This window comes from Enterobacter sp. AN-K1, from assembly GCF_020971765.1.
Taxonomy (GTDB): domain Bacteria; phylum Pseudomonadota; class Gammaproteobacteria; order Enterobacterales; family Enterobacteriaceae; genus Enterobacter; species Enterobacter hormaechei_C.
Map to the genome: position 1 here is coordinate 3,826,100 of NZ_CP087390.1, position 25,114 is coordinate 3,851,213.

Genomic DNA, 25,114 nt, shown 5'->3' on the forward strand with positions numbered 1-25,114 from the left:
GAGCAGGAGAGTTTTGCTTCCGATATATGCAATAGACGCGCCCTATGGGTCAGAGGCGGTCACATCACTTCTGCTACTGAAAACCGCGTGTTTATAAGGCAATAAAATGAGGATTAATGCCCCTCCGTAATGAATATCCGGCATGTTGTACTAAAAATCGATGTTTTGCTTTGACAATCCCCTGCGCTTTTGCGAAAACATTCAAGGAAGAAAAAAAGACGCACGAACTGCATGCCGCATAGACATGCACGGAAATGCCATTTTTACCGGGTCAGTGAAATCTACGCATGGTGTGGACAGACGCCATACGTGATGTCTGTGACTGCTTTCGGGCAACGGTCTTCTTACCGCAGAACCCGAATCTACATCGCGTCTAATACATAACCAGGCGATGTGATGAATAACGGGTCCAGGCTCTGAACAGTGATGTGCACAGGGTCCAGGCAGGAGTAGGGAAGGAATACAGAGAGACAATAATAATGGTAGATAGCAAGAAGCGCCCTGGCAAAGATCTCGACCGTATCGATCGTAACATTCTTAATGAATTGCAAAAGGATGGGCGTATTTCCAACGTCGAGCTTTCAAAACGTGTGGGACTTTCCCCGACGCCGTGCCTTGAGCGTGTGCGTCGACTGGAAAGACAGGGTTTTATTCAGGGCTATACGGCTCTGCTGAACCCGCATTATCTGGATGCCTCACTTCTGGTATTTGTTGAGATTACTCTGAATCGTGGTGCACCAGATGTGTTTGAGCAATTTAACGCCGCTGTACAAAAACTTGAAGAAATTCAAGAGTGTCATCTGGTTTCCGGTGATTTTGACTACCTGTTGAAAACCCGTGTGCCTGATATGTCCGCCTACCGTAAGCTGCTGGGTGAAACCCTGCTGCGTCTGCCAGGCGTGAACGACACCCGTACTTATGTGGTGATGGAAGAGGTCAAACAGAGCAATCGTCTGGTTATTAAGACGCGCTAACACGGAACAGGTGCAAAATCAGTGTAGTTTGATTACACTCCTGTTAATCCATACAGCAACAGTGCCGGGGAGTCCCGGCGCTGTTGTCCGTTTTAGCACACAGGCAGGACATGCCTGATACCTGGAGAGCCTTTCTTGAGCCAGGAATACACTGAAGACAAAGAAGTCACATTATCTAAGCTAAGCAGCGGACGTCGTCTCCTTGAGGCGTTACTGATTGTTATTGCCCTTTTTGCCGTCTGGCTGATGGCTGCCTTACTCAGTTTCAACCCCTCAGACCCTAGCTGGTCGCAAACCGCATGGCATGAGCCTATCCATAATTTAGGTGGCGTTCCCGGCGCCTGGCTTGCGGACACGCTCTTCTTCATTTTCGGTGTGATGGCCTATACCCTTCCCGTCATCATTATTGGCGGATGCTGGTTTGCCTGGCGTCATCGACAGAACGACGACTACATCGATTATTTTGCCGTTTCGCTGCGTCTGATTGGCGCCCTGGCGCTGATCCTCACCTCCTGTGGGCTGGCGGCGATCAATGCCGATGATATCTGGTATTTCGCCTCTGGCGGGGTGATTGGCAGCCTGTTAAGTTCCGCGCTGCAACCGATGCTTCACAGCAGCGGCGGCACGCTGGCGCTGCTCTGTATCTGGGCGGCGGGACTGACGCTGTTTACCGGCTGGTCCTGGGTGAGCATTGCCGAAAAAATCGGCAGCTTTATTCTGACTCTGCTGACGTTTGCCAGCAATCGCACCCGTCGTGATGATACGTGGGTCGATGAAGACGAATATGAAGATGAGTACGAAGAGGAAGACGAGGCACCCGTGCAGCGTCGTGAATCCCGCCGTGCCCGTATTCTGCGCGGCGCTCTGGCACGCCGCCAGCGCGTTGCTGAAAAATTTGCTAACCCGTTAGGCCGTAAAACGGATGCCGCGCTTTTCTCCGGCAAACGTATGGATGAAGAGGAGCAGATTGAGTATCGCGGCGCGGCCGTCGATCCTGATGATGTGTTGTTCTCTGGTCATCGAGCTACGCCGGGTGAGTATGATGAATACGATCCGCTGTTGCATGGTCATTCCGTGACTGAACCGGTAGCCGCTGCTGCTGCCGCAACGACGGCTGCGCAGGCCCATGTTGCGCCTGTTGAAGCCGTGATGCCGTCCTCGCCTGTTCCGGCACCGGAGTCCGCGATCCAGCAACCGCAGGTGGACTGGCAGACTGCGCCAGGCGTCCATACGCCTGAACCGACCATTGCGCCGGAGCCTGAAAGCTATATTCCTGTGCAGCAGGAACAGTGGCAGCAACCGTATCAGCCGCCTGAGCCTGCCAGCGAGCCGCAACAGCCGTATCAGGCTTATACGCCCGAACCTGCTGAACCTGAACAGCCATACGTTGCGCCGGTGTCTGAACCCGAAGTGGTGGAGGAAGCGAAGCCATCCCGTCCGCCATTGTACTATTTTGAAGAGGTGGAAGAGCGCCGTGCCCGAGAGCGCGAGCAGCTTGCCGCCTGGTATCAGCCCGTGCCTGAGCCGGTGCAGGAGCCTGTTGTAAAAGCGCCTTCTGCAAGCGTTGCACCTGTAGATCCAGCGCCAGCCGTTGCGTCAGGAGCGGAAACCGTGAAGCAGGCAACGGCAGCCGCTGCCGCGTCCGCTCCGCTATTCAGCCCGGCAACCGACGGTGCGCCGCGTCCTCAGGTAAAAGAGGGCATTGGTCCACAATTGCCGCGCCCTAATCGCGTGCGCGTACCGACGCGCCGGGAGCTGGCCTCTTATGGCATTAAACTGCCTTCCCAGCGTATGGCGGAAGAAAAAGCCCGTGAGTCCGACTACGAAGATGATGCCGACGAACTGCATCAGGGTGAGCTGGCGCGTCAGTTTGCCGCCCAGCAGACTCAACGCTACGGGAATGAGTACCAACACGATGTTCATTCTCAGCAGGATGAAGATGATGCTGCCGAAGCGGAATTAGCGCGTCAGTTTGCGGCCACGCAGCAGCAACGTTATTCCGGTGAGCAGCCTTCGGGGGCAAACCCGTTCTCGCTCTCGGATTTTGAATTTTCACCGATGAAAGATCTGGTGGATGACGGTCCGAGCGAACCGCTGTTCACGCCGAGCGTGATGCCAGAAGCGGAACCGGTGCGTCAGGCGCCAGCGCCGCAGGCTTATGCGCAGCCGCATACACCGCCGGCCCAACCGCCGCAGCCGCAGTTCCAGCAGCCAGCACCACAGCCGCAGGAAAGCCTGATTCACCCGCTGCTGATGCGTAACGGAGACAGCCGTCCGCTGCAACGACCAAGTACGCCGTTGCCGTCGCTGGATCTGTTAACGCCGCCGCCAGCGGAAGTCGAACCGGTGGATACTTTTGCTCTTGAGCAGATGGCCCGTCTGGTGGAAGCGCGTCTGGCTGACTTCCGTATTAAAGCGGACGTGGTGAACTACTCCCCTGGCCCGGTGATCACCCGTTTCGAACTGAACCTGGCGCCAGGCGTAAAAGCGGCGCGTATTTCTAACCTGTCCCGTGACCTGGCGCGTTCTCTGTCGACCGTGGCGGTACGCGTGGTGGAAGTGATCCCAGGTAAGCCTTACGTTGGCCTTGAGCTGCCAAACAAGAAACGCCAGACCGTTTATCTGCGTGAAGTTCTGGATAACACCAAATTCCGCGACAACCCGTCCCCTCTGACCGTGGTGTTGGGTAAAGATATCGCTGGCGATCCGGTGGTTGCCGATCTCGCGAAGATGCCGCACCTGCTGGTTGCGGGTACCACCGGCTCCGGTAAATCGGTCGGGGTGAACGCCATGATCCTCAGTATGCTCTACAAAGCGCAGCCTGAAGATGTGCGTTTCATCATGATCGACCCGAAAATGCTTGAACTGTCCGTCTACGAAGGCATTCCGCACCTGTTAACGGAAGTGGTGACCGACATGAAGGACGCCGCCAACGCATTGCGCTGGAGCGTCAATGAAATGGAGCGTCGCTACAAGCTGATGTCGGCGCTGGGCGTTCGTAACCTGGCCGGTTATAACGAGAAAATCGCTGAGGCGGCACGTATGGGCCGTCCGATTCCGGACCCATACTGGAAGCCGGGTGACAGCATGGATGCCCAGCATCCGGTGCTGGAAAAACTGCCTTACATCGTCGTGCTGGTGGATGAGTTCGCCGACCTGATGATGACCGTTGGCAAGAAAGTGGAAGAGCTGATTGCGCGTCTGGCACAGAAAGCGCGTGCGGCGGGCATCCACCTGGTGCTGGCGACGCAGCGTCCGTCCGTAGACGTTATCACCGGTCTTATTAAGGCAAACATCCCGACCCGTATCGCGTTTACCGTGTCGAGTAAAATTGACTCGCGTACTATCCTTGACCAGGGCGGTGCAGAGTCGCTGCTGGGTATGGGTGATATGCTCTATTCCGGCCCGAACTCCACCTCGCCGGTGCGCGTACACGGTGCGTTTGTTCGCGACCAGGAAGTGCATGCGGTGGTGCAGGACTGGAAAGCGCGCGGTCGGCCGCAATACGTTGACGGCATCACCTCCGACAGTGAAAGCGAAGGTGGCGGCGGTGGTTTTGACGGCGGCGAAGAGCTGGATCCGTTATTTGACCAGGCGGTTAATTTCGTTACCGAAAAACGTAAGGCGTCCATCTCCGGCGTCCAGCGCCAGTTCCGTATTGGCTACAACCGCGCGGCGCGTATTATCGAGCAGATGGAAGCCCAGGGTATTGTGAGCGAACAGGGGCATAACGGTAACCGTGAGGTGCTGGCGCCACCGCCGTTTGATTAACCTTCAGCGATTGCAAAGAAGGGTAAATCAGCAAAAATTAAGCATATTCTTCTGTCGCCTGCCTTCGGGCAGGTCCAGAATAGAAACGGAACCCCCATATCGGGAAGACGTATTTTAAGGAATAACAATGAAAAAAATCGCCATCGCCTGTGCATTACTCTCCAGTTTTGTTGCCAGCAGCGTCTGGGCTGATGCAGCCAGCGACCTTAAAAGCCGACTGGATAAAGTGAGCAGCTTCCACGCCAGCTTCACGCAAAAAGTGACTGACGGCAGTGGCAACGCGGTGCAGGAAGGTCAGGGGGATTTGTGGGTGAAACGCCCGAATCTCTTCAACTGGCACATGACCCAGCCGGATGAAAGCGTGCTGGTGTCCGACGGGAAAACCTTATGGTTCTACAACCCGTTTGTTGAGCAGGCGACCGCCACCTGGCTGAAAGATGCGACCAGTAATACGCCGTTTATGCTCATTGCCCGTAACCAGTCCAGCGACTGGCAGCAGTACAACATTAAACAAAACGGAGATGAGTTCGTCCTGACGCCAAAAGGCAGCAACGGTAACCTGAAGCAGTTCACCATTAACGTGAGCAGCAACGGTACCATTAATCAGTTCGGTGCGGTTGAGCAGGACGATCAGCGCAGTAGCTATCAGCTTAAGTCTCAGCAAAACGGCGCTGTAGATGCTTCGAAATTCACCTTTACCCCGCCGCAGGGCGTAACGGTGGACGACCAACGTAATAAGTAAGAGGCATGAGTGAGCAACCTGTCGCTCGATTTTTCAGATAATGCGTTTCAACCTCTGGCCGCCCGTATGCGGCCAGAAAATTTAGCGCAGTACATCGGCCAGCAACACCTGCTTGCTGCGGGGAAACCCTTGCCGCGCGCTATTGAGGCGGGGCATCTGCACTCCATGATCCTCTGGGGCCCACCTGGAACCGGTAAAACTACCCTCGCTGAAGTGATCGCCCGCTATGCTAACGCGGACGTTGAGCGCATCTCGGCGGTTACCTCCGGCGTAAAGGAGATTCGTGAGGCGATCGAGCGCGCGCGGCAAAACCGTAATGCCGGGCGCCGCACCATTCTGTTTGTCGATGAAGTCCACCGCTTCAACAAGAGCCAACAGGATGCGTTTCTGCCGCACATTGAAGACGGCACGATTTTCTTCATCGGCGCAACCACGGAAAACCCGTCGTTTGAGCTGAACTCTGCGCTCCTTTCCCGCGCCCGCGTTTACCTGCTTAAATCCCTGACCACAGAGGATATCGAAAAGGTTCTGACCCAGGCGATGGAGGACAAAGCGCGGGGTTACGGCGGACAGGATATCGTTCTGCCGGACGACACGCGTCGTGCGATCGCTGAACTGGTCAACGGCGATGCGCGTCGGGCGCTGAATACGTTGGAAATGATGGCCGATATGGCCGAAGTGGATGATGCCGGAAAGCGGGTGCTAAAGCAGGAGCTGCTGACCGAAATAGCCGGTGAGCGCAGCGCACGCTTCGATAATAAAGGCGATCGTTTTTACGACCTGATCTCTGCATTACATAAGTCCGTGCGCGGCAGCGCCCCGGATGCGGCGCTCTACTGGTACGCGCGTATCATTACCGCCGGTGGCGATCCGTTATATGTCGCGCGTCGCTGCCTGGCCATCGCGTCAGAAGATGTCGGTAATGCCGATCCACGCGCCATGCAGGTCGCTATTTCCGCCTGGGACTGCTTTACCCGCGTCGGACCCGCGGAAGGTGAGCGTGCCATTGCGCAGGCAATTGTCTATCTGGCCTGCGCGCCGAAAAGTAACGCGGTGTATACCGCCTTCAAAGCGGCGATGTCGGATGCGCGTGAACGTCCGGACTACGATGTGCCGGTTCATCTGCGCAATGCGCCAACCAAATTGATGAAAGAGATGGGGTATGGGCAGGAGTATCGCTACGCCCATGATGAACCCAACGCCTACGCCGCCGGGGAAGAGTATTTCCCGCAGGAGATGGCACAAACCCGCTATTATCATCCCACAAACAGAGGTCTTGAGGGTAAGATTGGCGAAAAGCTCGCCTGGCTTGCCGGACAGGATCAAAATAGCCCTATAAAACGCTACCGTTAGTTCAATCGTTGCGGTAATGTTGGCAATATATCTCTGTGGCCGCAGGCTGTGGTCACTTTTTCCTTTTTTAATTCGATAAGCACAGGATAAGCATGCTCGATCCCAATCTGCTGCGTAATGAGCCAGACGCAGTCGCTGAAAAACTGGCACGCCGGGGCTTTAAGCTGGATGTAGATAAGCTGCGCGCTCTTGAAGAGCGTCGTAAAGTTTTGCAGGTACAAACTGAAAATCTGCAAGCAGAGCGTAATTCTCGATCGAAATCCATTGGCCAGGCGAAAGCGCGCGGGGAAGATATTGAGCCATTACGCCTGGAAGTGAACAAACTGGGTGAAGAGCTGGATCAGGCGAAAGCTGAACTGGATGTTCTTCAGGCTGAAATTCGTGATATCGCTCTGGCGATCCCGAACATTCCTGACGACAGCGTGCCTGTCGGCAAAGACGAAAACGACAACGTTGAAGTGAAACGCTGGGGCACGCCTCGCGAGTTTGACTTCGAGGTGCGCGATCACGTCACGCTGGGCGAAATGCACGCGGGCCTGGACTTTGCGGCTGCGGTTAAGCTGACGGGTTCTCGCTTTGTGGTCATGAAAGGTCAAATTGCCCATCTGCATCGCGCTCTGGCGCAGTTCATGCTGGATCTGCACACCGAGCAGCACGGCTACAGCGAAACCTACGTTCCGTATCTGGTTAACCACGATACGCTGTACGGTACAGGCCAGCTGCCGAAATTTGCCGGCGATCTGTTCCATACCCGTCCGCTGGACGAGGAAGCAGACAGCAGCAACTACGCGCTGATCCCAACCGCGGAAGTGCCGCTGACCAACCTCGTGCGTGATGAGATCATCGACGAAGACGATCTGCCAATCAAACTGACCGCGCACTCTCCATGTTTCCGTTCTGAAGCCGGTTCTTACGGTCGCGATACGCGCGGTCTGATCCGTATGCACCAGTTCGATAAAGTAGAGATGGTGCAGATCGTTCGTCCGGAAGAGTCTATGGACGCGCTGGAAGAGATGACCGGTCATGCTGAGAAAGTGCTGGAGCTGCTGGGCCTGCCGTACCGCCGTATGGCGCTGTGCACCGGCGACATGGGCTTCGGTGCCTGCAAAACCTTCGACCTTGAAGTCTGGGTGCCTGCGCAGAACACCTACCGTGAAATCTCTTCCTGCTCCAACGTCTGGGATTTCCAGGCGCGTCGTATGCAGGCGCGTTGCCGCAGCAAATCTGACAAGAAAACCCGTCTGGTTCATACCCTGAACGGTTCTGGTCTGGCAGTAGGCCGTACGCTGGTTGCTGTGCTGGAAAACTACCAGCAGGCTGACGGACGCATTGAGATCCCGGAGGTGCTGCGCCCTTACATGAAAGGCCAGCAGTTCATCGGCTAATTATTTGCTCTAAGACAAAAAAGCGCCTCAGGGCGCTTTTTTTATGCCTCTGATTTGATACGAAGCAATAACCCCTCCCTCTAAAGTAGTAATACTCCTCCGAACGAAAGTCAGCATAAAACACTGATAACCAAAAATATCGTTATACATAAAACTATATAGCGGTGTATGCCGCCCTTTATTTCTTTGTGAGCAACCAAAGTGAGTCTTTATGAAAATCAAAGCGCCTGAAGCGTTAATGGCTGCCGAGGTCACTCGCCGTGGGTTGATGAAAACCACGGCAATAGGCGGTCTGGCGGTTGCCAGCAGCGCCTTTACGCTCCCTTTTACCCGTCTGGCGTCGGCGGCGGAGGCTCTGTCTCCCGCTTCAGCCCCGGAAAAAGTGGTGTGGAGTGCCTGTACCGTTAACTGTGGTAGCCGTTGTCCTCTGCGTATGCATGTTGTTGACGGTGAAATCAAATATGTCGAAACCGACAATACCGGCGATGATAACTACGAAGGGTTACATCAGGTTCGTGCCTGTCTGCGTGGCCGTTCAATGCGCCGTCGCGTTTATAACCCGGATCGTCTGAAATACCCAATGAAGCGCGTCGGTAAGCGTGGGGAAGGGAAGTTCGAGCGTATTAGCTGGGACGAAGCCTACGATATTATCGCGACTAACATGCAGCGCCTGATCAAAGAGTATGGCAACGAATCCATCTACCTCAACTACGGCACCGGGACGCTGGGCGGTACCATGACCCGCTCCTGGCCGCCGGGTAAAACGTTGGTGGCGCGCCTGATGAACTGCTGCGGCGGCTATCTCAATCATTACGGCGACTACTCTTCCGCACAGATTGCTGCGGGGCTGAACTACACCTACGGCGGCTGGGCAGACGGTAACAGCCCGTCGGATATCGAAAACAGTAAACTGGTGGTGTTGTTCGGTAACAACCCAGGCGAAACCCGGATGAGCGGCGGTGGGGTAACCTATTATCTTGAGCAGGCGCGCGCCAAATCCAACGCACGTATGATCATCGTCGATCCGCGCTATACCGATACCGGCGCGGGACGTGAAGACGAGTGGATCCCTACTCGCCCTGGTACCGATGCGGCGCTGGTCAATGCGCTGGCGTATGTGATGATCACTGAAAACCTCGTCGATCAGCCGTTCCTTGATAAATACTGCGTTGGTTATGACGAGAAGACCCTGCCAGCCAGCGCACCGGCTAACGGGCATTACAAAGCGTACATTCTTGGTCAGGGCAGCGACGGGGTAGCGAAAACCCCTGAGTGGGCATCCACCATTACCGGCATTCCAGTCGAACGTATTGTTCAGCTGGCCCGTGAAATTGGTTCAGCAAAACCGGCTTATATCAGCCAGGGATGGGGACCACAGCGTCACGCGAACGGCGAAATTGCTACCCGCGCTATTTCTATGCTCTCGATTCTGACTGGCAACGTCGGTATTCACGGCGGTAATAGCGGGGCGCGTGAAGGCTCGTATGAAGTCCCGTTTGAACGTATGCCAACGCTGGATAACCCGGTTCAGACCAGCATCTCCATGTTTATGTGGACGGACGCGATCGAGCGCGGCCCGGAAATGACCGCGCTGCGTGACGGTGTTCGGGGCAAAGATAAGCTGGACGTGCCGATCAAAATGATCTGGAACTACGCCGGTAACTGCCTGATCAACCAGCACTCTGAAATCAACCGCACCCATGAAATTTTGCAGGACGACAAGAAGTGCGAAATGATTGTGGTGATCGACTGCCACATGACCTCATCGGCGAAGTATGCCGATATTCTGCTCCCAGACTGCACCGCGTCTGAGCAGATGGATTTCGCGCTGGATGCCTCCTGCGGCAACATGTCCTATGTGATCTTCACTGACCAGGCCATCAAACCGCGCTTCGAGTGCAAAACCATCTATGAGATGACTTCCGAGCTAGCGAAACGTCTTGGCGTTGAGCAGCAGTTCACTGAAGGACGTACTCAGGAAGGGTGGATGCGCCATCTGCATGAGCTCTCACGCAAAGCCATTCCTGACCTGCCGGACTTCGATACCTTCCGCAAGCAGGGCATGTACAAGCAGCGCGATCCCGAAGGGCATCACGTGGCGTATAAAGCCTTCCGCGACGATCCGCAGGCCAATCCGCTGACCACGCCGTCGGGCAAAATCGAGATCTACTCCGAAGAGCTGGCAAAAATTGCCGCAACGTGGGAATTGCCGGAAGGGGACGTTATCGATCCGCTGCCGATTTATACGCCAGGCTTCGAAAACTACAACGATCCGCTGACGGCGAAATTCCCGCTTCAGTTGACCGGTTTCCACTACAAAGCGCGTGTTCACTCCACCTACGGCAACGTTGACGTACTGAAAGCGGCCTGCCGACAGGAGATGTGGATCAACCCGATGGATGCGAAAGCGCGCGGCATCAGTAATGGCGATCGCGTACGTATCTTCAACGGACGTGGCGAAGTGCATATCGAAGCTAAAGTGACTCCGCGTATGATGCCTGGCGTTGTCGCGCTGGGGGAAGGGGCCTGGTATAACCCGGATGCGAACCGTATCGATCAGGCGGGCTGCATCAACGTTCTCACTACGCAGCGCCCATCGCCGCTGGCGAAGGGCAACCCATCCCACACAAACCTCGTTCAGGTTGAAAAGGCGTAAGGAGTAACCGATGACAACCCAGTATGGATTTTTTATTGATTCCAGCCGCTGCACCGGGTGCAAAACCTGCGAGCTGGCCTGCAAGGATTACAAAGATCTGACCCCGGACGTCAGCTTCCGTCGTATCTATGAATACGCGGGCGGCGACTGGCAGGAGGATAACGGCGTCTGGCATCAGAATGTCTTCGCCTATTACCTGTCGATTGCCTGCAACCACTGCGAAGATCCGGCCTGTACCAAGGTCTGCCCGAGCGGGGCAATGCACAAGCGCGACGACGGTTTTGTGGTGGTGGACGAGGATGTCTGCATCGGCTGTCGCTACTGCCACATGGCCTGCCCGTACGGCGCGCCGCAGTACAATGCCGCCAAAGGCCACATGACCAAGTGCGACGGCTGCCATAGCCGCGTGGCGGACGGCAAAAAGCCCATCTGCGTCGAATCCTGCCCGCTGCGCGCGCTGGACTTTGGCCCGATTGAAGAGCTGCGCAAAAAACACGGTCAGCTTGCTGCCGTCGCGCCGCTGCCGTCTGCGCACTTCACGAAGCCGAGTATTGTGATTAAACCTAACGCCAACAGCCGTCCGACGGGTGACACCACCGGCTACCTGGCAAACCCGAAGGAGGTGTGAGATGGGAAGTGGATGGCATGAATGGCCGCTGATGATCTTCACGGTCTTTGGGCAGTGCGTGGCGGGCGGGTTTATCGTCCTTGCGCTGGCGCTGTTAAAAGGGAACCTCAATGCTGAACAGCAGCAGCGTTTGGTGTTAAGCATGTTTGGCCTGTGGGTGTTGATGGGCATTGGGTTTATCGCCTCTACGCTGCACCTGGGCTCACCGATGCGCGCGTTCAACTCCCTGAACCGCGTAGGTGCCTCTTCGCTGAGTAACGAGATTGCCAGCGGGGCAATCTTCTTTGCCGTTGGCGGGCTGGGGTGGTTACTGGCAGCGGTGAAAAAGCTGCCGTCAGGGTTACGCGCGTTGTGGCTCATCGTCACCATGGTACTGGGCGTTGTCTTCGTCTGGATGATGGTCCGGGTGTACAACACCATCGATACCGTTCCGACCTGGTACAGCGTCTGGACGCCGATGAGCTTCTTCCTGACCATGTTTATTGGCGGGCCGCTGCTGGGTTATCTGCTGCTGCGTGTGGCTGGCATTAATGGTTGGGCGATGCGCCTGCTGCCCGCGGTCTCGCTGCTGGCGCTGGTAATCAGTACCGTTGTCGCGCTCATGCAGGGAGCGGAGCTGGCGACCATTCACAGCTCTATCCAGCAGGCTTCGGCGCTGGTGCCGGATTACGGTTCGCTGATGGCCTGGCGTGTGGTGCTGCTGACGGCGGCGCTGGTGTGCTGGATTGCCCCTCAGCTTAAAGGTTACTCGCCTGCGCTGCCGTTACTGTCCCTGGCCTTTGTGCTGGTGCTGGCAGGGGAGTTAATTGGTCGCGGCGTATTTTACGGTCTGCATATGACGGTCGGTATGGCTATCGCCAGCTAATTTTAGATTTTGTTATAAAAAGCCGGGACATAGCGCCCGGCTTTTCTTTTTTCATTCATGAAATTTTTCGACTGATGTTTCGTTGTAAAAATTCCCGGAAATAAATAAAAACAAATAGATAATTAATATCAGTAGCAGGCTTTGCATTAGCAGGATGAGTTTTTTAAATCGACAAGGCGCATAACGTGCGTGACGCCTGAATCGGTGGATTGACTTTGTTTTTGCCAGTGGCATGATGCGCACGAAATCTGAACTTCCTCACGGTTTTTAATCCATGACCACCTATACCCGCCCGGTGCTTTTGTTGCTCTGTGGCCTGCTTTTGCTGACCCTGGCGATCGCGGTGTTAAACACACTCGTCCCGCTATGGCTCGCCCATGAAAACTTACCGACCTGGCAGGTGGGTATGGTTAGCTCGTCCTTTTTTACGGGCAATCTGCTGGGCACCTTATTAACGGGCAGCCTTATTAAGCGCTTTGGTTTTAACCGCAGTTATTATCTGGCGTCGCTGATCTTTGCCGTCGGCTGCGCCGGTTTAGGCCTCATGGTCGGCTTCTGGAGCTGGATGGTCTGGCGCTTTATTGCGGGCGTCGGCTGCGCCATGATCTGGGTGGTGGTTGAAAGTGCGCTAATGTGCAGCGGAACGTCCCGTAATCGCGGGCGTCTGCTGGCGGCCTATATGATGGTTTACTACGTCGGTACCGTTCTGGGACAGCTGATGGTCAGCAAACTGCCAACCGACCTGATGAGCGTGCTGCCGTGGGTGACGGGCATGGTTCTGGCGGCGATCCTGCCGCTGCTCTTTACCCGCATTGTGAATCAAAACAGCGAGCATCAGGAAGCTACCCACGTCTGGCCGATGCTGAGACTGCGCCAGGCGCGTCTGGGGGTTAACGGCTGCATTATTTCCGGGATTGTGCTGGGCTCGCTCTATGGCCTGATGCCGCTCTATCTTAACCATCAGGGCGTCAGTGATTCAGGGATCGGTTTCTGGATGGCGGTGATGGTCAGCGCGGGGATTGTCGGGCAGTGGCCGATTGGCCGCCTGGCGGACCGCTTTGGTCGTCTGCTGGTGCTGCGCGTCCAGGTTTTCGTGGTCATCATGGGCTGTCTCGCCATGCTCAGCAACGCCGCAATGGCGCCTGCGCTGTTCATTCTGGGAGCTGCGGGCTTTACGCTCTATCCGGTCGCGATGGCCTGGGCCTGTGAGAAAGTTGAGCATCACCAGTTGGTTGCAATGAACCAGGCTTTGTTGCTGAGTTACACCATCGGCAGTTTACTGGGGCCGACTTTTACCGCTATGCTCATGCAAAATTATTCTGACAATCTGCTGTTTATTATGATCGCCAGCGTGTCGTTTATTTATCTGTTAATGCTGCTGCGCAAAGTGGGCGAACATCCAACGCCAGTGGCCCATGCATGACTTATTAAAAGCCTGTCGATGACAGGCTTTTTTGTCCCTGTCACATATAAGACTTTTACTTATTGTGAGTTTTTACTGCCTGGCGATAATTCAAATGAGTTTACCACTAAAAGGCAGCAATCATGTCTACTCGTCGTTTTTCCACTACCGCACTTGCCGTAGTGTTGGCTTTAACGTTTGCAACGGCTCCGGCCATGGCTAATCCAGGAAACGGGAATGGCGGTGGTTACGGAAACGGTGGCGGACAAGGTAATAGCGGCAATCATGGTAACGGGAACGCTGGTAACCATGGTAATAAACACAATAACGGTCAGGATAACCCTGGGAAATCGGATAAGAGCTTTAAAAACAGCAAAGATGTCGGTAATGATGTGGATGCTCGCGTGAGCTTCGATCATGCCCGCCATCTGGCACTGAATTACGGCTTAACAGGCTACGACTCTCTGCCTCCGGGAATTGCGAAAAACCTGGCGCGCGGTAAGCCACTGCCTCCGGGCATTGCGAAGAAAACCGTGCCAGCCGATATGCTGGGTCAGCTTCCTTCCTATCCGGGCTATGAATGGCGCGTGGTAGGTGACGACCTGGTCTTAATTGCGCTGAGTACGGCGATTGTGACTTCCGTTATTAATGGCGTCTTTAAATAGAATATAAAAAGGCCCGGTTTTCACCGGGCCTTTTCGTTAATACATGACCTTGTGGCCATACTGCTCAAGAATACCTTTGACGCGCTCCATCGTCTCTTTTTTCGGCGGCTTCACGCCATCGAGTTTGTACTCTTCACCCATCGCCACCCATTTATGTTTACCCAGTTCGTGATAGGGCAGGAGTTCAATTTTCTCCACGTTACCCATATCCCGGGTAAATTCACCCAGACGATGTGCAGAGTCATCATCATCTGACCAGCCCGGCACCACCACGTAGCGGATCCAGGTCTTGACGCCTTTATTGGCAATGTATTTGGCAAATTCCAGCGTACGGTGGTTTGAAACGCCAACCAGATTCTGGTGGATCTCATCGTTCATCTGCTTGAGATCGAGCATCACCAGATCGGTCACTTCAAGCAGTTCATCAATAACCGGATCGTAACGGCGCACAAAGCCGTTGGTGTCGAGGCAGGTATGAATGCCTTCTTTGTGGCAGGCGCGGAACCAGTCGCGCACAAATTCAGCCTGAAGTATGGCTTCACCGCCGGATGCCGTCACGCCACCGCCGGACGCGTTCATGAAGTGGCGATAGGTCACCACCTCTTTCATCAGATCCTCAACGGTGACTTCTTTACCGCCATGGGTGTCCCAGGTGTCACGGTTATGGCAGTACAGGCAGCGCATCAGGCAGCCCTGGAAGAAAGTGATAAAGCGGATCCCCGGGCCATCGACGGTGCCACAGGATTCAAAGGAGTGAATGCGACCAATAATTGACATTGCGGTGATATCTCCGAATTTGGCCCATCCGGGGGCCTATGTAGATGCACAGCTCAAAGGCTATGTCGAGTCTGTTTTGGCTGTTATCCATTAAGTATAGATAGCGGACAAAAGAGACTGATAAAGCGAGGGTGTTAAAAAGGCCCCACTTGCGTGGAGCCTTTATTGTACGCTTTTTAACGCGTGATTTCAGTCAATTCCACTTACATGGACTGAGTGAAAGTACGGGTAATAACGTCCTGCTGCTGTTCTTTCGTCAGGGAGTTAAAACGTACTGCGTAGCCAGATACGCGGATGGTCAGCTGAGGATATTTCTCAGGATGTTCCATCGCGTCGAGCAGCATTTCACGGTTCATCACGTTCACGTTCAGGTGCTGACCACCTTCGATGGACGCTTCGTGGTGGAAGTAACCATCCATCAGACCCGCGAGGTTAGTTTTACGCACTTCGTCGTCTTTACCCAGCGCGTTTGGCACGATAGAGAAGGTGTAAGAGATACCATCTTTCGCGTAAGCAAACGGCAGTTTAGCAACGGAGGTCAGAGAGGCAACCGCACCTTTCTGGTCACGACCGTGCATTGGGTTAGCACCTGGGCCGAATGGCGCGCCAGCACGACGACCGTCCGGGGTGTTACCGGTTTTCTTACCATACACAACGTTAGAGGTGATGGTCAGAACAGACTGAGTCGGGATAGCGTTACGATAGGTAGTGAGTTTCTGAATTTTCTTCATGAAACGTTCTACCAGGTCAACCGCCATATCATCAACGCGAGCGTCGTTGTTACCAAACTGCGGATATTCGCCTTCGATTTCGAAGTCGATAGCCAGACCATCTTCGTCACGAATTGGTTTAACTTTCGCATATTTGATTGCAGACAGGGAGTCAGCCGCAACGGACAGACCTGCGATACCACACGCCATGGTGCGAACAACGTCACGGTCGTGCAGCGCCATCAGAGAGGCTTCGTAGCTGTACTTGTCGTGCATGTAGTGGATAACGTTCAGCGCGGTCACGTACTGTTTAGCCAGCCAGTCCATGAAGTGGTCCATGCGGTCCATGACTTCGTCATAGTTCAGCACGTCGCCTTTGATCGGTTCAGACTTAGGACCAACCTGCATTTTCAGTTTTTCATCAACGCCGCCGTTGATTGCGTACAGCATGGTTTTCGCCAGGTTTGCACGCGCACCGAAGAACTGCATTTGCTTACCAACAACCATTGGACTTACGCAGCAAGCGATAGCGTAGTCATCGTTGTTGAAGTCAGGACGCATCAGGTCATCGTTCTCGTATTGCAGAGAAGAGGTGTCGATGGACACTTTAGCGGCGAATTTCTTGAAGTTCAGAGGCAGTTTTTCAGACCACAGAACGGTGATGTTCGGCTCCGGAGAAGGACCCATGGTGTACAGGGTGTTCAGGAAGCGGAAGCTGTTTTTGGTTACCAGAGTACGGCCATCTACGCCCATACCGCCGATAGATTCGGTTGCCCAGATTGGGTCACCAGAGAACAGCTCATCATATTCTGGGGTACGCAGGAAGCGAACCATACGCAGTTTCATGACCAGGTGGTCAATCATTTCCTGAGCGTCTTGTTCGGTGATTTTGCCTGCTTTCAGGTCACGTTCGATGTACGCATCCAGGAAGGTGGATACGCGGCCGAAGGACATTGCTGCACCGTTCTGAGACTTAACAGCGGCCAGGTAGCCGAAGTAGGTCCACTGGATAGCTTCCTGAGCGTTGGTTGCAGGACCAGAGATATCGCAGCCGTATTTAGCCGCCATCTCTTTGATCTGACCCAGCGCACGGTGCTGTTCAGCGATCTCTTCACGCAGACGGATAGTCGCTTCCAGGTTTACGCCGTTTTCCAGGTCAGACTGGAGAGAGACGAACTGCGCGTATTTGTCTTTCATCAGGAAGTCGATACCGTACAGCGCAACGCGACGGTAGTCACCGATGATACGGCCACGGCCATAGGCATCTGGCAGACCGGTCAGAACGCCAGATTTACGGCAGTTCAGAATGTCTTTGGTGTAAACATCGAATACGCCCTGGTTATGGGTTTTGCGGTATTCGGTGAAGATTTTTTTCAGCATTGGGTCCAGCTCGCGGTTATACGCTTTGCAGGAACCTTCAACCATTTTGATACCACCGAACGGGATGATTGCGCGTTTCAGTGGTGCTTCAGTTTGCAGACCAACGATTTTCTCAAGGGCTTTATTGATGTAGCCAGCATCGTGAGAAGTGATGGTAGAAGCAACGGAGGTGTCAAAATCAACTGGCGCGTGAGTGCGGTTTTCCAGTTTAACGCCTTCCATTACGCTGTCCCACAGCTTGGTGGTTGCGTCAGTCGCACCAGCCAGGAAGGATTCGTCACCTTCATACGGGGTATAGTTTTTCTGAATGAAGTCACGGACGTTGACTTCATTCTGCCAGTCACCTTTCGTAAAACCTTCCCAGGCTGTGGCTAACTTTTCATTAAGCTCGGACATGTAACACCTACCTTCTTAAGTGGATTTTTTATTTACTGCCTGAGACAACCATTAATGATGATCGCCGCCACGCAGGTAAATGACCCAGTATGTCAACCCAACTAACAGACCCCCACCGATAATGTTCCCGATAGTGACGGGGATCAGGTTATCAGTAATGAAGTTCATAATAGTCAGGTGTGAAAAACTTTCCGGGGTTGAACCTACAGCAGTCCAGAACTCCGGGCTTGCAAAGTTGCGGATAACAATCCCCATCGGGATCATGAACATATTCGCAATACTGTGCTCAAAGCCGCTGGCAACAAACATCGCAACCGGCAGAACCATAATCATGGCTTTATCCATCAGGCTACGACCAGAGTAGCTCATCCAGACCGCCAGGCAGACCATCAGGTTTGCGAGGATGCCGAGAGCAACAGCTTCGATAAATGTATGGTGCATTTTGTGGTCGGCGGTTTGCAGGACGTTAAGCCCCCAGCCGCCGTTGGCGGTCATATACTCGCCAGAGAGCCACATCAACAGAACAAAGAGCAGACAGCCAATCAGGTTGCCAACGTAAACGTTGAGCCAGTTGCGCCCCAGTTGACCCCAGGTAATTCTTCCGCTGGCTTTTGCCACCACAATCAGCACCGTTGAGGTGAAGAGGTCGGCGCCGCAGATGACGCAGAGAATCAGGCCCAGTGAGAAGCAAATACCACCAATCAGTTTCGCTATGCCGAAAGGCATCCCGGCAGTGCCGGTGGTGGCTGTGATATAGAAGACGAAAGCGATGGAGATGAACACCCCAGCCGTAATGGCCAGAAAGAACGTCGTCATCGGATGTTTCGTGGCTTTGTAGACTCCCGCTTCTTCGGCAACTTTCGCCATCGCAGCGGGGAGTAATAGATCAAAAGGGTTGTCAGCTTTCACACTAACTCTCTCTTTATTAAGTCGGCGACGAGATACTAACAAAGCATTATAGAAGAGAAATTGATATAGATCATATCTCGCCTGGCTTATAGGCCCGCAGTGTGTATGGTTTTACAGCAAAAGCGGAGTAAGTATTTGATTATCCGTATAAAAATAAATTTTAAAAGTTATGAAAAGAGTTGAATTTTTTCCTTCAGCCTCCCGTGGAACAGTTAATTAAAATGGAGTATTTATTATAATTAGTAACAGTAAAGCTCAGGTAAGCGTTTTTATATTTACCCGTGATTAACTTAATTATTACAATTAAACGTCATTGCGGAAAAATAAAAAAAAAAAGGGGCAATGAAATTGCCCCGTAATATAGCTCAGGCGATTGAATACGCCTACAGCCATTAATGTTATATGCGCTTATTTTGACCAGTAAGCGGCTTTTGCCTTCTGCAATTTTTCATACGCATTCAGCAGTGACTGATGCGCCGGGAAGGCTTTCAGATCGCTGTCAACCGCTTGCAGGCCGTAGAATGGTTCTTCACCGCTCAACGCCGCGCTGGCAGCTTCAACGGCATCCGCACCGTACATACGTACAAAGGCGTTCAGATACTGCAATGGCTCGCGGTCGTCTTCCTGAGAAAGCAGGAGCAGCGTTTGCAGGCAACGGTAATAGTTAGTGCGCTCGGCGGAGAAGACGGACTGGTTAAACTCCATCGTCCACTCGGTCCAGGCCAAAGCCTGATCCAGATCGCCGCCCGCCAGCGCCAGCATCGCTTTCAGCTCGCCGATGCGCAGGGTGTACCAGCCGTTATCTTTTCCGGTCGCCAGACCCAGCAGTTCGCGCACGCGGGTGAAATCATCGTGTCCTTCTTCGTCCAGCTGGGCGATCAGGTTCAGATAATCTTCTTTATCCCACTCGCTGCCTGGCAGGGCCAGCAGGGTTTCACGCAGATGTGCGCCCATGCTATTGTTCGCCAGCCATAAATCTTCTGCCGGATAAATGTCCGACATACCTGGCACAATAATACGGCACGCGTAAACACCGAGGTGTTCATAGTCGGCAATGTAGACTTCCTGATCTTCCGCGTTGAAGATCGCCATCAGGGTGGCGAACTCTTCTTCCGTCGTACCGGCAAAGCTCCAGTCCACGAACGGATAGTCCGCGTCCTGTTTGAACATATCCCAGGAGATCAAACCGCTGGAGTCGATGAAGTGCGTTTCGAGGTTGGTGTGCTCGGCGACTTCTTCGTCATCAAAGGTTGGCGGAGTAAAGACATCGAGATCTTTCAGGCTACGACCTTGCAGCAGTTCGGTTACGGTACGCTCCAACGCCACGCCGAAGTCCGGGTGCGCGCCGAAGGAGGCGAAACAGGTGCCATTTGCCGGGTTGAACAGTACCACGCAGATAACCGGATATTTGCCGCCCAGAGAGCCGTCATAAGCAAAGATTGGGAAACCTTCTGCTTCCAGTTTGGCGATGGATTCCACCACGCCCGGGTAGCGCGCCAGCACGTCAGCCGGGATCTCCGGCAGGCTGATGGATTCAGCAATAATGCGGTTTTTGATATGACGCTCGAAAACTTCAGACAATCCCTGCACGCGCGCTTCGTTGCGGGTATTACCGGCAGACATGCCGTTAGACACATACAGGTTGCCGACGATGTTCATCGGGATATAAACGGTCTGCTCGTCAGACTGACGGTTGAACGGCAGGGCGCAGATCCCACGATCCTCATTGCCGGATTGCAGGTCGATCAACATGCTGCCGGTCAGTTCGTTTTCCGGATCGTAGAACGCGCGCAGGCGGGCATCGAGAATGCCTTCCGGCAGTTCATCGTTTTCGGTCAGCGGGAACCATTTTTCGTTCGGATAGTGAACGAACGGACCGTTGGCAATAGTTTCGCCCAGCCAGAAGTCGGCGAAGAAGTAGTTGGTGGACAGACGCTCAAAATACTCACCCAGTGCAGAGGCCAGCGCCGCTTTTTTGGTCGCGCCTTTACCGTTGGTAAAGCACAGCGCACAGTCTTTGTCGCGAATATGCACGGACCAGACGTGAGGCACCGGATTCAGCCAGGAGGCTTCTTCGATATTAAAGCCCAGGTCGGTCAGTTTCTGCTGGAAGCGAGCGATGGAATCTTCCAGAGCGGCGTCTTTGCCGGGGATAAACGTTTGAGTCATGGCGTTCACTTTTATCGTACGTAAAGCGCGCAATGATACGGGTTTTGCGTGACGGGTGCTATCTCCGGCGAAAATAAATGGCTGGACTATGCTTATAAGCAGTAACCTACTGTTAAGGCATAAAAAAATGAAAGCTTTCAATCTCCAGCGGATGGCGTTTGATAAAGTCCCTCCTGAGTTTTTAGGCGAAGTAGCGCTGCGCAGCCTGTACACCTTTGTACTCGTTTTCCTGTTTCTGAAAATCACCGGACGTCGCGGCGTGCGGCAGATGTCGCTGTTTGAAGTGCTGATCATCCTGACGCTGGGGTCGGCGGCAGGGGACGTTGCCTTTTATGACGATGTGCCGATGGTGCCGGTCTTTATCGTCTTCGTGACGCTTGCACTGCTGTACCGGCTGGTCATGTGGCTGATGTCGAAAAGTGAGAAACTGGAAGATCTGCTCGAAGGGAAGCCGGTGGTGATTGTCGAAGATGGTCAACTGGCCTGGGAGAATGTGCAAAGCGCCAATATGACGGAGTTTGAGTTCTTTATGGAACTCCGTTTGAGCAGCGTTGAGCAACTGGGGCAGGTGCGTCTGGCGATTATGGAAACGAATGGTCAAATCAGCGTCTATTACTATTCCGACGATGAGGTGAAGCCCGGCCTGTGCATCCTGCCGGATATGCTCATCGAGCGATACAAAACTGTACCTGAAGCGGGCGAGTACGCCTGCATAAAATGTAGTCATGTCGTGGTTATGCAGGCGGGCGAACATCAATTATGCCCCCGCTGTACGAATCCAGAATGGACGAAGGTTAGCCGGGCTAAACGTAACACCTGACAGCGATTTTGTCGGTTTTGTGACAACGGTACGGCAGATTGTATTGTGTGACGAGGGGCACATTTCTTCGGCCATCAGTTTTAGACATTGCGGCGCGTGTCACTGAATGATAAAACCGATATCCACAGTTATAACTTATGGCTTTTAGCGTGGTGAGGGGAAATGGCTCAAGTCTTTAATTTCAGTTCAGGTCCGGCAATGTTACCGGCAGACGTGCTCAAACAGGCTCAACAGGAGCTGTGTGACTGGAACGGTCTGGGTACGTCGGTGATGGAAGTCAGCCACCGGGGTAAAGCGTTTATTCAGGTGGCGGAAGAAGCAGAAAAGGATTTTCGCGATCTGCTGAACATTCCCTCGAACTACAAAGTATTGTTCTGTCACGGCGGTGGACGCGGCCAGTTTGCGGGTATCCCGCTCAATCTGCTGGGCGACAAAACCACCGCTGATTACGTTGATGCCGGCTACTGGGCGGCCAGTGCGGTAAAAGAAGCGCACAAATATTGCACGCCGAATGTCATCGATGCCAAAGTGACCGTTGACGGTCTGCGCGCCGTGAAGCCGATGAGTGAGTGGCAGCTTTCTGACAACGCCGCGTATCTTCACTACTGCCCGAACGAAACCATCGACGGTATTGCCATTCACGAAGAGCCAGACTTTGGCGAAAATGTCATTGTGACGGCGGATCTCTCTTCAACCATTCTGTCCACCCCGCTGGATGTCAGCCGCTACGGCGTCATCTACGCGGGTGCCCAGAAAAACATCGGTCCTGCGGGTCTGACTATCGTTATTGTGCGTGAAGACCTGCTGGGGAAAGCCCATAAGTCTTGCCCGTCAATTCTGGATTACACCGTCCTGAACGACAACGATTCCATGTTCAACACCCCACCAACGTTTGCCTGGTATCTCTCCGGCCTGGTCTTCAAATGGCTGAAGCAAAAAGGCGGTGTGGCGCAGATGGATAAGATCAATCAGCAAAAGGCTGAACTGCTGTACGGCGTGATCGACAAGAGCGATTTCTACCGTAACGATGTCGCCAAAACTAACCGTTCGCGCATGAACGTGCCGTTCCAGCTGGCGGACAGCAACCTGGATAACGTGTTCCTGGAAGAGTCCTTCGCGGCGGGTCTGCATGCGCTGAAAGGCCACCGTGTGGTAGGCGGAATGCGCGCCTCTATCTATAACGCCATGCCGCTGGAGGGCGTTAAAGCCCTGACTGATTTCATGATCGACTTCGAACGTCGTCACGGTTAATTGGCTGTTTTTCACCCCCGCAGCGTTCCTGCGGGGTTTTTATTATGTTGAGTTGAGAGTTGAGTTTCATGGAATCCCTGACGTTACAACCTATCGCGCGGGTAGATGGCACCATTAATCTGCCTGGTTCAAAAAGTGTCTCGAACCGCGCTCTGCTGCTGGCAGCTCTGGCAAACGGCACCACCGTCCTCACTAATCTGCTGGACAGCGATGACGTGCGCCATATGCTCAATGCACTGAAAGCGTTGGGCGTTCAGTACGCGCTGTCTGACGATCGTACCCGTTGTGAAGTCACCGGTAACGGCTGCGCGTTACATTCTGCTGAAGCGCTGGAGCTTTTCCTGGGTAACGCCGGTACCGCGATGCGTCCTCTGGCCGCAGCGCTGTGTCTGGGGAGTAACGATATTGTGCTGACCGGTGAGCCGCGAATGAAAGAGCGTCCGATCGGCCATCTGGTGGATGCCCTGCGTCAGGGCGGCGCGCAGATTGATTATCTTGAGCAGGAAAATTACCCGCCCCTGCGTCTGCGCGGGGGATTCACTGGCGGCAATGTTGAGGTTGACGGTAGCGTTTCCAGCCAGTTCCTGACCGCGCTGCTGATGACCGCACCGCTGGCACCACAGGACACCGTCATCAGCATTAAAGGCGACCTGGTTTCTAAGCCGTACATTGATATCACCCTGCACCTGATGAACACCTTTGGTGTTGAGGTGGAAAACCAGTCTTATCAGCGTTTCGTGGTTCGCGGTGGGCAGCAGTACCAGTCGCCGGGCCACTACCTGGTTGAAGGCGATGCTTCATCCGCCTCCTATTTCCTTGCCGCAGGCGCGATTAAAGGCGGTACGGTTAAAGTGACGGGCATTGGCCGCAACAGCGTGCAGGGCGATATCCGTTTTGCTGACGTGCTGGAAAAAATGGGCGCGGTGGTGACCTGGGGCGATGACTTCATCTCCTGCACCCACGGTGAGCTGAACGCCATCGATATGGATATGAACCATATTCCGGATGCGGCGATGACCATTGCCACCGCTGCGCTGTTTGCGAAAGGCACCACCACGCTGCGAAACATTTACAACTGGCGTGTGAAAGAGACGGACCGCCTGTTCGCGATGGCAACCGAGCTGCGTAAAGTGGGGGCCGAGGTAGAAGAGGGCGAAGACTACATTCGCGTCACGCCGCCGGCAAAACTGCAATTTGCAGAAATTGGCACCTACAACGATCACCGCATGGCGATGTGTTTCTCGCTGGTGGCGTTGTCAGATACGCCAGTCACTATCCTTGATCCGAAGTGTACGGCAAAAACGTTCCCGGACTACTTCGAACAGCTGGCGCGCATTAGCACCCTGGCCTGATGATCGTATGCCGCATCACCTGATGCGGCATTTCCTTACGCTTTCTGACACTCATCCTCTTTCATTTCTTCTACACTCTGCTTCAATCATTCCGTAATTTGCACGCAAAGGTAACAGTTGCGCACGTTGGCGCGTATAATGCGCGGCGTTCATGTAAACGGTATGCCTTAATTAAGGAGAAAAAGATGACGGCAATTGCCCCGGTAATCACCATTGATGGGCCAAGTGGCGCAGGGAAAGGTACTCTGTGCAAAGCGATGGCGGAAGCATTGCAATGGCATCTTTTAGATTCGGGAGCAATCTATCGCGTGCTGGCGCTGGCTGCGCTGCATCATCATGTGGATGTTGCGTCTGAAGAAGCTCTGGTACCGCTGGCTGCGCATCTGGATGTGCGCTTTGTCTCGACCGATGGCAACCTTGAAGTGATCCTTGAAGGGGAAGATGTCAGCGGTGAAATCCGTACGCAAGAAGTGGCCAATGCGGCCTCTCAGGTGGCGGCTTTCCCACGCGTTCGTGAAGCGCTGTTACGTCGCCAGCGCGGTTTCCGTGAAGCGCCGGGGCTGATCGCCGACGGCCGCGACATGGGAACCGTGGTATTCCCCGATGCGCCAGTGAAAATTTTCCTTGACGCCTCTTCAGAAGAACGTGCTCAACGCCGCATGCTTCAGTTGCAGGAAAAGGGGTTTAGTGTTAACTTTGATCGCCTTTTATCCGAGATAAAAGAGCGCGATGACCGCGATCGTAACCGCGCCGTCGCACCACTTGTTCCCGCGCAAGACGCATTAGTGCTGGATTCAACCAGTTTAACTATTGAGCAAGTGATTGAAAAAGCGCTACAATATGCGCGCCAAAAACTGGCACTCGCGTAATCGCGACCGATTTAGCAGTACCCCCGCTGCAATGGATTGA

18 protein-coding genes are annotated in these 25,114 nt (G+C 54.0%); 14 read left to right on the top strand and 4 right to left on the bottom strand.

Translation table 11 applies throughout. From position 1 onward, the window contains the following. Positions 1–479: 479 nt before the first annotated feature. The 10 genes from lrp (at position 480) to LOC22_RS18175 (ending at position 14,441) form a co-directional block, all read left to right on the top strand. Positions 480–974, top strand: coding sequence for a leucine-responsive transcriptional regulator Lrp (lrp, locus tag LOC22_RS18130; protein ID WP_000228469.1), 495 nt, complete (start codon positions 480–482; stop codon positions 972–974). Positions 975–1,109: 135 nt separating this feature from the next. Beyond that, positions 1,110–4,745 carry a DNA translocase FtsK 4TM domain-containing protein gene (locus LOC22_RS18135; protein ID WP_230239104.1) on the top strand — a complete coding sequence of 1,212 codons (3,636 nt, stop codon included), beginning with the start codon at positions 1,110–1,112 and terminating at the stop codon, positions 4,743–4,745. 127 nt (positions 4,746–4,872) lie between these two features. Continuing rightward, entirely contained in the window at positions 4,873–5,487 is a 615-nt protein-coding gene (lolA, locus tag LOC22_RS18140) for an outer membrane lipoprotein chaperone LolA (RefSeq protein WP_003858270.1), read from the top strand. A gap of 9 nt (positions 5,488–5,496) precedes the next feature. Then, complete coding sequence (gene rarA, locus LOC22_RS18145; protein WP_006809396.1) at positions 5,497–6,840, top strand: replication-associated recombination protein RarA; 1,344 nt, start codon at positions 5,497–5,499, stop codon at positions 6,838–6,840. 92 nt (positions 6,841–6,932) lie between these two features. Next, positions 6,933–8,225 (top strand): serine--tRNA ligase, encoded by a 1,293-nt coding sequence (serS, locus tag LOC22_RS18150; protein WP_003858266.1) that lies wholly within the window; start codon positions 6,933–6,935, stop codon positions 8,223–8,225. 211 nt (positions 8,226–8,436) lie between these two features. After that, complete coding sequence (gene dmsA / locus LOC22_RS18155; RefSeq protein WP_230239105.1) at positions 8,437–10,881, top strand: dimethylsulfoxide reductase subunit A; 2,445 nt, start codon at positions 8,437–8,439, stop codon at positions 10,879–10,881. 10 nt (positions 10,882–10,891) lie between these two features. Beyond that, entirely contained in the window at positions 10,892–11,509 is a 618-nt protein-coding gene (locus LOC22_RS18160; RefSeq protein WP_017384545.1) for a DMSO/selenate family reductase complex B subunit, read from the top strand. A gap of 1 nt (position 11,510) precedes the next feature. Continuing rightward, positions 11,511–12,374: a dimethyl sulfoxide reductase anchor subunit family protein gene (locus LOC22_RS18165; RefSeq protein WP_017693703.1), complete on the top strand. Its 864-nt coding sequence runs from the start codon at positions 11,511–11,513 to the stop codon at positions 12,372–12,374. A gap of 274 nt (positions 12,375–12,648) precedes the next feature. Further along, a complete protein-coding gene (locus LOC22_RS18170; protein WP_003858254.1) occupies positions 12,649–13,797 on the top strand; it encodes an MFS transporter in 1,149 nt (382 codons plus the stop codon). Positions 13,798–13,919: 122 nt separating this feature from the next. Then, complete coding sequence (locus LOC22_RS18175) at positions 13,920–14,441, top strand: anti-virulence regulator CigR family protein (RefSeq protein ID WP_192972201.1); 522 nt, start codon at positions 13,920–13,922, stop codon at positions 14,439–14,441. A 36-nt stretch (positions 14,442–14,477) separates the two neighbouring features. On the opposite strand, the gene pflA is transcribed toward LOC22_RS18175, so the two are convergent. The 4 genes from pflA to ycaO form a co-directional block, all read right to left on the bottom strand. After that, on the bottom strand, positions 14,478–15,218 hold the full coding sequence (gene pflA, locus LOC22_RS18180) for a pyruvate formate lyase 1-activating protein (protein ID WP_003858250.1): 741 nt from the start codon (positions 15,216–15,218) through the stop codon (positions 14,478–14,480). Positions 15,219–15,421: 203 nt separating this feature from the next. Then, complete coding sequence (gene pflB / locus LOC22_RS18185) at positions 15,422–17,704, bottom strand: formate C-acetyltransferase (RefSeq protein ID WP_003858247.1); 2,283 nt, start codon at positions 17,702–17,704, stop codon at positions 15,422–15,424. 51 nt (positions 17,705–17,755) lie between these two features. Then, complete coding sequence (gene focA / locus LOC22_RS18190; RefSeq protein ID WP_017384832.1) at positions 17,756–18,613, bottom strand: formate transporter FocA; 858 nt, start codon at positions 18,611–18,613, stop codon at positions 17,756–17,758. 408 nt (positions 18,614–19,021) lie between these two features. Next, positions 19,022–20,782, bottom strand: a complete 1,761-nt coding sequence (ycaO, locus tag LOC22_RS18195; RefSeq protein ID WP_230239106.1) for a 30S ribosomal protein S12 methylthiotransferase accessory factor YcaO — start codon at positions 20,780–20,782, stop codon at positions 19,022–19,024. Between the two features lie 127 nt (positions 20,783–20,909). Between ycaO and LOC22_RS18200 the strand changes: the two genes are divergently transcribed. The 4 genes from LOC22_RS18200 (at position 20,910) to cmk (ending at position 25,074) form a co-directional block, all read left to right on the top strand. Further along, the gene (locus tag LOC22_RS18200) at positions 20,910–21,602 is read left to right on the top strand and encodes a DUF421 domain-containing protein (protein ID WP_230239107.1); all 693 of its coding nucleotides are present in this window, start codon (positions 20,910–20,912) and stop codon (positions 21,600–21,602) included. Positions 21,603–21,764: 162 nt separating this feature from the next. Beyond that, on the top strand, positions 21,765–22,853 hold the full coding sequence (serC, locus tag LOC22_RS18205) for a 3-phosphoserine/phosphohydroxythreonine transaminase (protein WP_017384829.1): 1,089 nt from the start codon (positions 21,765–21,767) through the stop codon (positions 22,851–22,853). A 68-nt stretch (positions 22,854–22,921) separates the two neighbouring features. Next, entirely contained in the window at positions 22,922–24,205 is a 1,284-nt protein-coding gene (gene aroA / locus LOC22_RS18210) for a 3-phosphoshikimate 1-carboxyvinyltransferase (protein WP_032670211.1), read from the top strand. Between the two features lie 185 nt (positions 24,206–24,390). Then, the gene (gene cmk / locus LOC22_RS18215; RefSeq protein WP_015570968.1) at positions 24,391–25,074 is read left to right on the top strand and encodes a (d)CMP kinase; all 684 of its coding nucleotides are present in this window, start codon (positions 24,391–24,393) and stop codon (positions 25,072–25,074) included. Positions 25,075–25,114 lie beyond the last annotated feature (40 nt).